A 12396-nucleotide genomic window follows, 5' to 3' on the forward strand; every position below is an offset into this window, starting at 1 on the left:
AGAGGGGATCCCGCGCCGGTCGCGGGAGCCGTGCGTCGTGTCGGCTCACGCCGCCTTGCGCCGGGTCGCCATCACCTCGGCCATGGTGGAGCCGAAGGCGCCGGGGCTCGGGGCGACGGTGAGGCCGTAGGAGCGCATGATCTCGGCCTTCTCGGCGGCGCTGTCGCCGGCCGCCGAGATGATCGCGCCGGCATGGCCCATGCGGCGGCCCTTCGGGGCGGTGAGCCCGGCGACGAAGCCGACGACGGGCTTCGACATGTTCTTCTGGATCCAGGCCGCGGCCTCGGCCTCCTGCGGGCCGCCGATCTCGCCGATCATCAGCACCGCCTCGGTGTCGGGATCCTCCTCGAACAGCGCGAGGTGATCGAGGAACGACGAGCCGTTGATCGGGTCGCCGCCGATGCCGACCGAGGTCGAGATGCCCAACCCCACCGCCTTCATCTGCGCGGCCGCCTCGTAGCCGAGGGTGCCGGAGCGCGAGATCACCCCGATATTGCCCTTGAGGTAGATGTGGCCGGGCATGATGCCGAGCATCGACTTGCCGGGGGAGATGATGCCGGCGCAGTTCGGGCCGACCACCATCGGGCGGCGCTCCTTCGGGTAGCGGCGCAGGTAGCGCTTCACCCGCATCATGTCCTGGGCCGGGATGCCGTCGGTGATCGAGCAGATCAGCCGGATGCCGGCATCGGCCGCCTCCATGATGGCGTCCGCCGCGAAGGGCGGGGCCACGAAGGTGATGCTGGCCTCGGCGCCGGTCTCGCGCACCGCCTGGCGCACCGTGTCGAAGACCGGCACGCCGTGCTCGCTGCGCCCGCCCTTGCCCGGGGTGACGCCGGCCACGACCCGGGAGCCGTACTCGACCATCTCGCGGGCGTGGAAGCTGCCCTTGTCGCCGGTGATGCCCTGGACCAGGATCGGGGTCTTCTCGTCGATCAGGATGCTCATCGGGAAATTCCTCCTCGTGCGAAATCCGGCGGATTGCCTCGCGACGCGGATTTCAGGTTCGCTCGGGTGCCGCGCGGGGCCGTGGGACAGGGGCCGGACGCGCGCGTCCGGCCACCGGCTCAGTGCGCCGCGCGGACGGCGGCGACGGCCTTCTCGGCGGCCTCGGTCAGGGTGTCGGCGGTGATGAGGTCGAGCCCGCTCTTCTCCAGGATCGCCTTGCCGGCCTCGACGTTGGTGCCGGCGAGCCGCACCACCAGCGGTACCCCGATCTTCACCTCGCGGGCCGCCTGGACCACGCCCTCGGCGATCCAGTCGCAGCGGTTGATGCCCGCGAAGATGTTGACGAGGATCGCCCGGACGTTCTGGTCGGAGAGGACGAGGCGGAAGGCGGTCGCGACCCGCTGCGGCGAGGCGCCGCCGCCGACGTCGAGGAAGTTCGCCGGCTCGCCGCCCGCGTGCTTGATCATGTCCATGGTCGCCATGGCGAGGCCGGCGCCGTTGACGATGCAGCCGATCTCGCCGTCGAGGCCAATATAGCTCAGGTTGTGCTCGGCGGCCTGGGCCTCGCGCGGGTCGCTCTGCGAGGGATCGTGCATGTCCGCGATGGCGCGGCGGCGGAACATCGCGTTGTCGTCGAACGACATCTTGGCGTCGAGCGCCAGGACCCGGTCGTCCCGGGTGACGACGAGCGGGTTGACCTCCAGCATCGTGGCGTCGCAATCGCGGAACGCCCGGTAGGCGCTCATGATCGTCTTCACGGCGGCGCCGACCTGCTTGACGGTCAGGCCGAGCTGGAAGGCGAGCTCGCGCGCCTCGAAGGCCTGGAGGCCGACCGCCGGCTCGACCACCACCTGGAGCAGCGCCTCGGGATCGGTCGCGGCGATCTCCTCGATGTCCATGCCGCCGGACTTCGAGGCCACGACCCGCACCCGCTCGACCTTCCGGTCGAGCACGATGCCGAGATAGAGCTCGCGCTCGAAGGCGTCGGCGCATTCGATGTAGACGCGCTGCACCGGCTTGCCCTCGGGGCCGGTCTGGTGAGTGACGAGGCGGCGCCCGAGCAGGTCGTTGGCGGCCTCGCGGACCTCGTGGGTCGAGCGGCACAGGCGGATGCCGCCGGCCTTGCCGCGGGCGCCGGCATGGATCTGCGCCTTGACGGCCCAGTGCCCGCCGCCCATCTCGGTCGCGGCGTAGACCGCCTGGTCGGGGCTGAAGGCCACGGCGCCCTTCGGGATCGGCACGCCGAAGCTCGCGAGCAGTTCCTTGGCCTGGTACTCGTGCACGTCCATGGCGTCCTCCTGGGTTTTAGGGCAAAGGCTCCCCGTCCCGGGCGCGAGGAGGTTCCCCGCGTCCGGCTCGACAGCCCGGTGCGTTGCTTCGGTTCGTCTCGCCCGGCGGTTCGCCGGTCTTCGGTCATCAGGTCCGGGGCTTCTTTTGGACCTGGAACGTCTCGTCCAGAGCGAGGCTGGACTTGGATCGGCTGTCCGGCGCAAGGCCGGGCCTGGATCGTCCTGTCCGGCCCGGCGGCGCCGGGCCGGTTCGGCTCAGGTCAGCTTGGCCTTCACCAGGCCGTAGACCCGCTCGGTGAGGGCGTCGGCGCCGTCGAGGGCCCGGGCCAGGTCGGCGAGGCGTCCCTCCGCGAAGGTCCGGTCCTCGATCGCCTTGGCGTTGACGTAGACGTTGAGGGCGGCGCTGCGCAGGCCGGCCTGGGCGGCCAGCACCGCGACGCCCGCATCGCTGACCACGTTGAGGTTGCCGCGCTCGGCGACGCCCTCGCAGAGGTCGATCACCGCCCGGCAGGTCCGGGCGCAGGCCAGCGGCACGTCGGTGGCGAGCCGCAGGGCATCCTGGATCGCGGCGGCCCGGGCCGCCTTGTCCTCGTCGGTCGCCTTCGGCAGGGCGTAGGCGCCCATCACCGCGTTGAAGGCGCTCACGTCCTCGGCGATCATGCCGGTGAGCTGGGCCCGCAGGCCTTCCGCCCGGTCGCGGGTCGCGATCATCTCGGCCTCGACCTCGGCATACTTCTTCTTGCCGATGGTGAGGTTGCAGACCATCGAGACCAGCGCCGCCCCCATGGCGCCGGAGATCGCCGCCGCGCCGCCGCCGCCCGGCGTCGGCCGGTCGCTCGCCAGCGCGTCGAGGAAGCCGCGGATCGTGTCCTCGGAAGCGGGTGCGTCCGTCATCACGCCATCTCTTTCGCGAGCGCGTAGATCTCTTCCGCGTCGAGGACCAGTTCGCTGCTCTCGAACAGCTTGGCGATGCAGGCGCGGTGCAGCTTGAGCTTCAGGCCGCCGATGCCCAGCGCCCCGAACACCACCTTGCCGTGGCGCTCCTTGGCCTTGTCGGTGGCCTCGATGCCGGCAAAGCCGAGCGGCGGCTGGGCGTTGTAGTCGGCGATGAAGCCGAGGTCCTTCGCCTCGCTCCACTGCGCCTCGGAGGCGAGCTCGAGGCCGATCGCACCGGCCGCGAAGGCGACGTCGGCCTCCGCCAGCGCCCGGCCGCGGGTCTCTGCGTCCGGGGTCTCGATCGCCCGGATCTCGACCTTGAAGCGCGTCTCGATCGCTTTGGCGGCTTCCTGTGCCTTGGCGAGCTGGCGCCCGGCGAGGGTCACGGTGGCGCCTTCCTTGGCGAGCAGGGCCGCCGAGCGCATCCCGACCGGGCCGGTGCCGGCCAGCACCAGGGCGCGCTTGCCCTGAAGCGAGCCCGCCGCCTTGGCGACCAGCGCCACGCCGGCCGCCGCCGTGGTGTTCGACCCGTTCGAATCGAGCATGCAGGAGACGCGGAACGGGCCGAAGAAGCGCTTGCGCACCGCCTTGAACACCGCCTCGCCGGCCGCCATGCTGCCGCCGCCGACGAAGATCGCGGTCGATTTCTTCTCCGCGCCGCCGCGGGTGTAGATCGTGCCGTCGACCAGCGCCCCGACGGTGTCGGGCGTCACGTTGGGATAGCCGGTGATGATGTCGGCGCCGCCGTCGTAGCCCACCACCACGTCGAACACGCTGGGCATCGGGTCGGTATCGAACTGGAACAGGAGCTTCTTCATCGTCGTCCTTTCCGCCGCGGGCGCTCGGGGCCGGCGCGGGGGTTGCGTACGGTGTGGGGGTTAGCGCTCGCGCCCGCCCTACTCCACCACGTTCTGCGGCCGGCCGGCCACGAAGGCCTCGATGTTGTCGACGAGCTGGTCGGCGAGGATCTGCATCGCCTGCTGGCTTGCCCAGGCGACGTGGGGGGTGATGATGAGGTTCGGGACGTCGAGGGCGAGCAGCGGGTTGTCGTCCCGCGGCGGCTCGCTCGTCAGCACGTCGAACCCGGCCCCGCCGATCGTGCCGGCGGTGAGGGCCTCGGCGAGCGCCGCCTCGTCGACGAGGCCGCCGCGGGCGGTGTTGATCAGGATCGCGTCGCGCTTCATCCGCGCCAGCTCGTCCCGCCCGATCATGTTGCGGGTCTCCGGCGTCAGCGGCGCGTGCAGCGTGATCACGTCGCTCTCGCGCAGGATCGTGTCGAGGTCGACGAGGCCGTCCTGGGGCATCACGTCGTAGGCCAGCACCCGCATGCCGAGCGCCTCCGCCCGCTTGCCGATCGACTTGCCGAGCGCCCCGTAGCCGACGATGCCCAGCGTCGAGCCGGCGACGTCGCGGATCGGGTAGTCGAAGTAGCAGAAGTGGCGCGCCCGGCCCCAGTCGCCGCGCCGCACCGAGTTGGCGTAGGGCACGATCGCGCGGCGCAGCGCGAAGATCAGCCCGATCACGTGCTCCGGCACGGTGTTGAAGGCGTAGTTGCGGATGTTGACGACCGTGATGCCCTGCGCCTTGGCGGCGGCCTTGTCGATCACGTCGGTGCCGGTCGCCGCGACCGCGATCAGCTTCAGGTCCGGCAGCTGGCGCAGGGTCGCCTCGCGCATCGGCACCTTGTTGAGGATGGCGATCTGGGCGCCCGCGAGCCGCTCGACGATCTCGTCCGGCGCGGTCACCGGGTACTCGGCGTAATCGTGCGGGAAGCTCGGGCGCCGCAGCTCGGCGTCCAGGGTCTCGCGGTCGAGGAAGACGATGCGGTGGGACATGGGGATCTCCGGCGCCCCGGCCTGGTGGTCAGGCTTCCGGTGGGGCATGGCGCGGGACAATGGCATGGCGGGCGGGGTCCTGGCAGCGGCTCCCGGCAGCGGATCTCGGATCGAGGCGGGGATTTCCCCCGCCTCCCGGCTCCTTCCCCGCGACGGAGGGAGGAGCCGGAGAGACCCGCGCGCCGGGACGGGGCGCCGTCAGCGCGCCTCCTGGCTCCCGCGGAGCGACTTTTGGGCCGCCGCGACGCCGCTGCCCGGCTCGATCCGGATGCCCGCATCCAGCATCGCCATCTCGACGCCGGCGAGGGCGCCCATCAGCATCAGCTCGTTGAGGTCACCGATATGGCCGATGCGGAAGAGCTTGCCCGCCACCTGCGACAGGCCGGCCCCGAGAGCGAGGTTGTAGCGCTTGTAGGCGATGTCGATCACCTCGGCCCCGTTGACGCCGTCGGGCACCATCACGGCGCTCACCGTGTCGGAGTACCACTTCTCCTCCTTGGCGCAGAGCGTCAGGCCCCAGGCCTTGACGGCGGCGCGGGCGCTGTCGGCCAGCCGGCGATGGCGGGCGAAGACGTTCTCCAGTCCCTCGTCCTCGACGCAAGCCAGCGCCTCGCGCAGGCCGTAGAGCATCGGCAGGGCCGGCGTGTAGGGGAAGTAGCCGGTGGCGTTGGCCTTGGTCTGGTCGCCGAAATCGAAGAACACGCGCCGGCACTCGGCGGTCTTGGAGGCCTCGAGCGCCCGCTTGCTGGCACAGACGATGCCCAGCCCGGCGGGCAGCATCAGGCCCTTCTGCGAGCCGGTGATGGCGCAATCGACCCGCCATTCCTCGGCCCGGAAGTCGATGCTGCCGATCGCCGAGACGCCGTCGACGAACAGCATCGCCGGGTGGCCCGCCGCGTCGATCGCCTTGCGCACCGCGCCGATGTCGGAGGTGACGCCGGTGGTGGTCTCGTTGTGGACGACCAGGACCGCCTTGATCCGGTGCTCGCGGTCGGCCCGCAGGGCTTCCTCGATGCGGTCCGGGTTGGCGCCGGTGCCCCACTCCTCCTCCTGGACCTCGACCTCGAGGCCGACCCGGCGGGCGAGGTCGATCCACAGCGTGCTGAACTGGCCGTAGCGCGGCGCCAGCACCCGGTCGCCGGGGGAGAGGGTGTTGGTGAGCGCCGCTTCCCAGGCGCCGGTGCCGGTCGCCGGGAAGAGGAAGATCTGGCCCTCGCGGGACTTGAAGATCTTCTTCGTCTCCTCGAACAGCGGCAGGGTCAGCTCGGGGAAGGACGACGAGCGGTGGTCCTCGGACGGCACGATCATCGCGCGCTGCACGCGATCGGGGATGTTGGTCGGCCCCGGAACGAAGAGGAAGTTGCGCCCCGGGCGTCTCGATCCAGCCATGTGTCTCCTCCAGCCCTGCGGGCTTCGAGCCGGGACCCTTCGTCCGGCCTCGTGAACTCGGTTCCCGCGCCGCGGCCACCGGGGGGTGGCGGGCGCGATATTTGGACGACCGGACCCGGAGGGGAATGCAGCGGCGCGCCGCCGACCGGCCCGGGTCGCCGTGTCGAGGGCGACTATGGGGATGCCCCCGCCGCAAGGAAAACTGAAAAAACTTGAGCGGGTATTCAAAATTTTGAAAAGACGAAGGAAAGCCATCCACGCTTTGGCCTAAAGTGGTAACCGGCTTCGTCTTGTTGCATTGCAGCATTCTCGGAGCATGACCAATTCGGTAGTACCTCCGCGTCGAAGACCGGCGTTTATCGTATGTAATCGGCGTGTCGTGAGGCGGCGGCTATGGAAGATCCGGGACGCGGCAGCGACGCGCGCCACAGCGAGAACCGGGGAGCACCGATGACGACGAGACGGAAACGGGCCGGGTTCTCCGGTGTCGAGATCTCCCGGGGCGGGTTCCTGCACGCCCTGCCGCGCCGCCCGCGGCGCCGGCCGATCTACAACCTGTTTCGCCGCATCGAGGAGCCGGATCTGGTCTGCGCGGTGCCGAACGACTTCCCGGTGCCGGCCTTCCTCGCCGGCGGCGCCTGGAGCTATGCGGGGAGCGTCTGCGCCGCGTCCGAGCCGCCGCCGGGCTTCCGTGCCGAGATGGCCGAGCACGGCGCCGAGACCTGCGGCTTCCACCTGTTCCACCAGCTCCCGGCCGCGGTCTCGCCGCCGCGCCGGCGGGTCACCGCACGCGCGATCTGAGAACTTCCGGCGCTCTCGCGCATTGTCTCGTCAAGACACACCTTGGCAGATCTGCCGCACGGCATGATCTCCCGAGCACAGGAGACGCGGAGATGAGCCTCAAGACCGTCATCGCCGCCGGCCTCGTCATGGCCGGCTCCCTCTCGGCCGGTTCGCTCGCGGCCCACGCCGAGGGCGCCACCCTCGCAGAGGCCGGCATCCCGGCCCTCGACGTGCCGACCTTCTCCGCCAGCGTTCCGGCGGGCATGCCGCTCTTCGCCGCCCTGCCCAGCATGGCGCCCGGCGCCGAGGTGAACGTGCGCGGCATCGACACCAGCGGCCTCGTCGCCTTCACCCCATCGGTGCCGCAGGCGATGGACCCGAACGCCGACATCGCCACCGGCTCGGTCCGGAAGTAACCGCCGGAAGTAACCGAAGGCGTAACCGACCAGACACCGGGGCCTCGGCCCCGGTCAGACCATCACGCGCTCAGCGCGGCGACCCGCGCCGCCGCCTCGAACTCGCGCCGCCGGCCGGCAAGGCGCGCCTCCGCCTCCTCGTCGCGTCCCCAGACCTCGGCCTGGAACGTCTCGTCGACATGGGCGGCACTCCAGCCCTCCTCCGGCGTCAGGCGTCCGTGCAGGACGGCGAGCGCGATCAGCACCGAGCCGGTCAGGGTCGTCATGGAATGCAGGCCCGCCAGCGCGGTCGGGCTCTCCACCGCCTCGATGCCGCGGCGCAGGGCCTGGAGCGAGGTTTCGGGCTGGGTGACGTGCATCACGCCCTCGCTCAGCACGAAGCGGGCGCCCAGGGTCTCGTGCGCCCAGTCGAGCACTGGGTCCCAGGCTGCGGCCTGGGCGGCGACGAGGCGGGCCGGGTCGCCGGCCCGGTAGACCAGGAGATCGGTGCCCGCATAGGCGGCGAGGTCGTCGATCACCGCCTCGCGCCGGTCGGCCACGCCGTCGATCGCCGAGTTGACGAGGCGGGTCAGCGGCATCCGGGTCGGATCGATGACCTCCTCCTGCGCTCCCCATTCCTCGGCCAGGGCCTCCGCCAGCGCCCGCTGCCGCACGGCGATGCGGCGCCGGGCCGGGCTGTGGGCCGGGCGGCCGTCGAGGACGAGGCGGAAGCCGTCCTCGGCCTCGGCGATTCCCGCTTCCTTGTAGAAGCGCTTCGGCAAAGCCGGCTTGCCGGCCTGGCGGGCGGCGCGCACCGGATCGGGGGATGCGTCCGGGTCGCCGAGCCAGTCGCGGGTCACGTCGTCGTTCGTCATGTCGCCAGAGATAGGAGCTGTCGGGCGTGGTTGCGAGACGGCCTCACGCGGCGGCGATGTGCCGGCGCAGGGCCTCGTCGAGGGCGGAGAAGCTGTCGACCACCCCGTGCGCCCCGGCTTCGTGCAGGGCGTCCGGCGTATGGTAGCCCCAGGTCACCCCGAGGGCGGTGACGCCGGCCGCCCGGGCCATCGCCATGTCGTAGCTCGTGTCGCCGATCATCACCGTGCGGGACGGCTCGGCCCCGGCCTCGGCCATCGCCTGGGTGAGCATGGCCGGATGGGGCTTCGAGGGGGCGTCGTCGGCGGTCTGCACGGTGGAGAACCAGCCTTCCCAGCCATGCACGGCCACGAGGTGGTCGACGCCGCGGCGCGACTTTCCCGTGGCGATGCCGAGCTGCACCGCCGCCTCGCGGTTGAGCCGCGCCAGCAGGTCGGCGGCGCCGGGAAACAGCGCCTCGCGGATCTCCGCCATCGCCCGCAGCCGGCCAAAACTCTGCTTGTAGGCCTCGGACAGGGCCTCGACCGGCCCGTCGGCGCCGACGAGGGCGGTGAAGGCCTGCGGCAGCGACAGCCCGACCACGGAGAGCGACCGCGTCCGGCTCGGCGCCGGCAGCCCGACCGCCGCGAAGGCCTCGCGTTGCGCCGCCACGATCATGTGCTGGCTGTCGACGAGGGTGCCGTCGACGTCGAAGACGATCAGGGTCATGGCAGAGGAATCATGGGTGCGGGGCCGCCTCGCTCAGCCGGGACCGGCGGGGGACGGCCCTGCCCGGGCCCCGGGAGGACGCTCCTCAGGGACGGGTGCGGGCCGGCTGGCCCGGCTGGATCCGCTCATAGCCCAGGCGGCAGCGGATGAGGAAGCGGCGCCGCGCGCCGCCCTTCAGGCTGCGGCGCTGCGAGGCGCGGTTGCAGGCGGCGTAGGTCGGGCGCCGCCGCCGGGGCGTCGCGGCGCGCTCCGCCGGTGCCGGCCGGGCCGACGGGGCGGCTCCGTCCGCGGGCGCCGTCCGTCCGTCATGACGGCCATCCTGACGCGGGGCGGCCGTCTTGCCCTCCGGGCGGGCCGCGGGGGCGGTCGACGCGGGGGCCTGGGTTCCGGGGACGGGCGATGCGGCGGCCGGAGCCGTCGCCGGTGCGGTGGGGGCGGGCTGCGCCGGCGCCGCACCGGCGCAAGCGAGAAATCCGATCAGGCCGAGGCCGGCGAGCGCGGCGTGCCTCATGCCGACCGACTTCGTGGCCACCGATGTCGGGCCGGCTGACTTCATGCGGGCGGGTCTCATGCGACTGGTCTCACTCCCGACGGGCCGCGGGCCCCGCTGGTGCCGTGATCGCGGCGTGACCGAGAATAAGGCACGCCGGCCGCCTGCCAAGGCCTCCTGTGGTCGAGACCCTCCCCTTGCGGAGGCCGGCCGCCCCACCCGTCGGCGGGGAAGCCGGACGCATCAGGCTTCCGGCGCTTCGACGATCGGGTCGTAGCGCGCGGCGTCGAAGCCGAGGAGGTTCCAGCTCTGCACCATGTGAGGCGGGAGAGGTGCCGTCACGTCGACCGGCTTGGCGGTGCGCGGATGCGGGATCACGATGCGCCGGGCGAGCAGGTGCAGGCGGTTCTGGATGCCGCCGGGCAATTCCCAGTTCTCGATGTCGAAGTATTTCGGGTCGCCGACCAGCGGGTGGCCGATATGGGCGGCATGCGCCCGCAGCTGGTGCGTGCGGCCGGTGACCGGCTTCAGCGACAGCCAGGCGAGCTTCTGCCCGGCCTGGTCGACCAGCGCGTAATAGGTCAGCGCGTGGCTCGCCCCCTCGTCGCCGTGCTTGGCGACCCGCATCCGCGCATCGGCGTCGCCGACCTCCTCCTTGGCGAGGTAGGTCGAGATCCGGCCCTGGCGCACCTTCGGCACCCCGGCGGCCAGCGCCCAGTAGATCTTGCGCGCCGCCCGCGACCGGAAGGTCTTGGCGAGCGTCGCCGCGGCCAGCCGGGTCTTGGCGATGATGAGGCAGCCCGCCGTGTCCTTGTCGAGACGGTGGACGAGGCGCGGCTTCTGGCCGTCCTTGTCGCGCATCGCCTCGAGCAGGCCGTCGACGTGGCGGGTGGTGCCCGAGCCGCCCTGCACCGCGAGGCCGAAGGGCTTGTTGAGCACCATCATGTCCTGGTCCTCGTAGAGGATCAGGGAGCGCAGGAAGGCGAGATCGCCCTCCGCCCGCGGCGAGTTCGGGGCCGGCGGGCGGGCCTCCAGGCTCAAGGGGGGCACGCGCACGCTGGCGCCGGGCTCGACCCGGTCGGCGGCCTTGGCGCGCTTGCCGTTCACGCGAAGCTCGCCCTTGCGCACCAGGCTCTGGATGCGGGTGAAGGGCAGCTGCGGGAAGCGGGCCGAGAGGAAGCGGTCGATCCGCATCCCGGCCTCGTCGGCCGTCACCTCGAGGGTCTGCACGCCGGTGGCCAAGGCCTCGGCGGTCGCCTCGCGGAGCGCCCGCCGGGTCGGCGGCTTCGCCTCGGGTGAGCGGGTCTTGCCCTCCGGCTCGCCGGTCCCGGCAGCCCGGCGGGGACGCGGCGCGCCGTCGGTCTCCGGTCGTTCCTCGCGGCGCGGCCGGCGCGGCGGGCGATCCTCCGACGGGCCGCGGGCGGGCTCCTCGGTCGGCGGGCCCGAGCGCGGACGCTCGGCGCGGGGCTTGGACGAAGGAGACTTGAACGAAAGAGACTTGGACGAAGGAGACTTGGACGAAGCAGGTCTCGATGAAGCCGGCTTGGCAGCCGTGGCTCCGGCCGGCGCGCGGGCGGGGGCCTCGTCGCGCTCCCAGGGGGCGGCGTCGCTGCGGTCGCGGCCGAAGGGGGCGCGGTTGGACACGACCAGGCCGGCGGCGCGCTCGGCGGCGTCGCGCGCGGTGTTGCGCGGTCCGGTGCGGGCCCGCGGCGGGCGGCCCGAGGGCGATCCGCCCGGGCCGGTCCGCGACCGCCCGGAACCGCCGCGATGAGGAGGCTTCGTCATGACCGGGCTCGTACCATCGGCGCGCGCATCCGTCACGCCCGGCGAATCACCGTCTCGTCGGGATTCGACGCCGTGGCCCGGCTCGACCCCTCACGCCCGGGAATTCTCACGCCCACGAGCAGGCCCGCGAAAACCCCTCGCGGCGGCCGTAGCCCTCGGCGGTACCCGAGGCGTCCTGCTCGATGCCGAAGCGCTGGATCAGGTCGTCGGCCAGGGCGGCGAAATCGGCGGTGGCGCGGGCGCTCGGACGGCAGCGGCGCAGCGGCTGACGCCGGGCGAAGGCCTCGCTCACCGCCACGTCGGTGCGCACGCCGCGGACCATCTGTCCCGGGCCGAAACCTGTGCGGAGCTGGGCCAGGGTGTCCTTCTCGACGTTGGTGCGCAGGTCGATCCGCATCGGCGCGATGGCGAGGCCGAGCGGCGCGGCGCGGAAGCGCAGCATCGTGTCGTGGAACGAGCGGGCGAACTGACGCACGCCGTCGAGGCCGAGGGGATCGAGGGTGGTGGGCACCACCACGCCGCTGCTCGGCAGGAGCGCACAGATCATCACCGCCCGGGCGGAGGGCGGCACATCGATCAGGACGAGGTCGTAGTCGGGCAGCAGCGGCGCCAGCGCCGTCTCGAGGCAATGGCCGTCGTCGTGGCCCAACTGCCCGTTGAAGCTGCGATCGGCCGGGATGATCGCCACCCCGTCCTCCTCCGTCGCCTGCACCGCTCCGGCGAAGCTGCCGCCGCGCTGCCGCAGCGGCGTATGCGCGTTCGGTAGACCGAGCTCGGCCAACGCGCCGAAACCGAGGCCGCTGTGACCTTGGGGATCGAGGTCGATCACCAGGACCCGGTAGCCCCGGCTGCCGAATTCGGCCGCCAGGTTGACAGTGGTCGTCGTCTTGCCGGTGCCGCCTTTGCAGTTGGCGACCGAGAGAATGCGTGTGGTCATCACCGCTCCCGATCCGGATGAGACGCGATGC

13 protein-coding genes are annotated in these 12396 nt (G+C 72.1%); 2 read left to right on the forward strand and 11 right to left on the reverse strand.

The window, feature by feature from the left end; genetic code table 11:
• Positions 1-45: 45 nt before the first annotated feature.
• The 6 genes from sucD to miv_RS14585 all read right to left on the reverse strand — a co-directional run bounded on the left by sucD (position 46) and on the right by miv_RS14585 (position 6394).
• Positions 46-945, reverse strand: a complete 900-nt coding sequence (gene sucD, locus miv_RS14560; protein WP_048427664.1) for a succinate--CoA ligase subunit alpha — start codon at positions 943-945, stop codon at positions 46-48.
• Between the two features lie 119 nt (positions 946-1064).
• Entirely contained in the window at positions 1065-2234 is a 1170-nt protein-coding gene (locus miv_RS14565; RefSeq protein WP_048427663.1) for a malate--CoA ligase subunit beta, read from the reverse strand.
• A 255-nt stretch (positions 2235-2489) separates the two neighbouring features.
• A complete protein-coding gene (gene fchA, locus miv_RS14570; RefSeq protein WP_207183269.1) occupies positions 2490-3128 on the reverse strand; it encodes a methenyltetrahydrofolate cyclohydrolase in 639 nt (212 codons plus the stop codon).
• Positions 3128-3988, reverse strand: a complete 861-nt coding sequence (locus miv_RS14575) for an NADP-dependent methylenetetrahydromethanopterin/methylenetetrahydrofolate dehydrogenase (protein WP_207183270.1) — start codon at positions 3986-3988, stop codon at positions 3128-3130. The genes fchA and miv_RS14575 overlap by 1 nt, the downstream gene beginning before the upstream one ends.
• Positions 3989-4066: 78 nt before the next feature.
• Positions 4067-5005 carry a D-2-hydroxyacid dehydrogenase gene (locus miv_RS14580; RefSeq protein ID WP_058617164.1) on the reverse strand — a complete coding sequence of 313 codons (939 nt, stop codon included), beginning with the start codon at positions 5003-5005 and terminating at the stop codon, positions 4067-4069.
• A gap of 198 nt (positions 5006-5203) precedes the next feature.
• Positions 5204-6394, reverse strand: a complete 1191-nt coding sequence (locus tag miv_RS14585; RefSeq protein WP_207183271.1) for an aminotransferase class V-fold PLP-dependent enzyme — start codon at positions 6392-6394, stop codon at positions 5204-5206.
• A 450-nt stretch (positions 6395-6844) separates the two neighbouring features.
• Between miv_RS14585 and miv_RS14590 the strand changes: the two genes are divergently transcribed.
• Both miv_RS14590 and miv_RS14595 read left to right on the forward strand, forming a co-directional pair.
• Positions 6845-7195: a hypothetical protein gene (locus miv_RS14590; protein WP_207183272.1), complete on the forward strand. Its 351-nt coding sequence runs from the start codon at positions 6845-6847 to the stop codon at positions 7193-7195.
• A 92-nt stretch (positions 7196-7287) separates the two neighbouring features.
• The gene (locus tag miv_RS14595) at positions 7288-7593 is read left to right on the forward strand and encodes a hypothetical protein (protein WP_058617163.1); all 306 of its coding nucleotides are present in this window, start codon (positions 7288-7290) and stop codon (positions 7591-7593) included.
• A gap of 62 nt (positions 7594-7655) precedes the next feature.
• Here miv_RS14595 and miv_RS14600 read toward each other — a convergent pair whose 3' ends face one another.
• The 5 genes from miv_RS14600 to miv_RS14620 all read right to left on the reverse strand — a co-directional run bounded on the left by miv_RS14600 (position 7656) and on the right by miv_RS14620 (position 12365).
• Positions 7656-8447, reverse strand: coding sequence for an ATP12 family chaperone protein (locus miv_RS14600; RefSeq protein WP_048427657.1), 792 nt, complete (start codon positions 8445-8447; stop codon positions 7656-7658).
• Positions 8448-8490: 43 nt separating this feature from the next.
• The gene (locus miv_RS14605) at positions 8491-9153 is read right to left on the reverse strand and encodes an HAD-IA family hydrolase (protein WP_058620973.1); all 663 of its coding nucleotides are present in this window, start codon (positions 9151-9153) and stop codon (positions 8491-8493) included.
• A gap of 85 nt (positions 9154-9238) precedes the next feature.
• A complete protein-coding gene (locus miv_RS14610) occupies positions 9239-9709 on the reverse strand; it encodes a hypothetical protein (RefSeq protein ID WP_244749007.1) in 471 nt (156 codons plus the stop codon).
• 177 nt (positions 9710-9886) lie between these two features.
• Positions 9887-11428 carry an RluA family pseudouridine synthase gene (locus miv_RS14615; RefSeq protein WP_058620096.1) on the reverse strand — a complete coding sequence of 514 codons (1542 nt, stop codon included), beginning with the start codon at positions 11426-11428 and terminating at the stop codon, positions 9887-9889.
• A 106-nt stretch (positions 11429-11534) separates the two neighbouring features.
• Positions 11535-12365: a ParA family protein gene (locus tag miv_RS14620; RefSeq protein WP_058620097.1), complete on the reverse strand. Its 831-nt coding sequence runs from the start codon at positions 12363-12365 to the stop codon at positions 11535-11537.
• Between the last annotated feature and the right edge of the window lie 31 nt (positions 12366-12396).

It is taken from the genome of Methylobacterium indicum (assembly GCF_017347565.1).
Lineage (GTDB): Bacteria > Pseudomonadota > Alphaproteobacteria > Rhizobiales > Beijerinckiaceae > Methylobacterium > Methylobacterium indicum.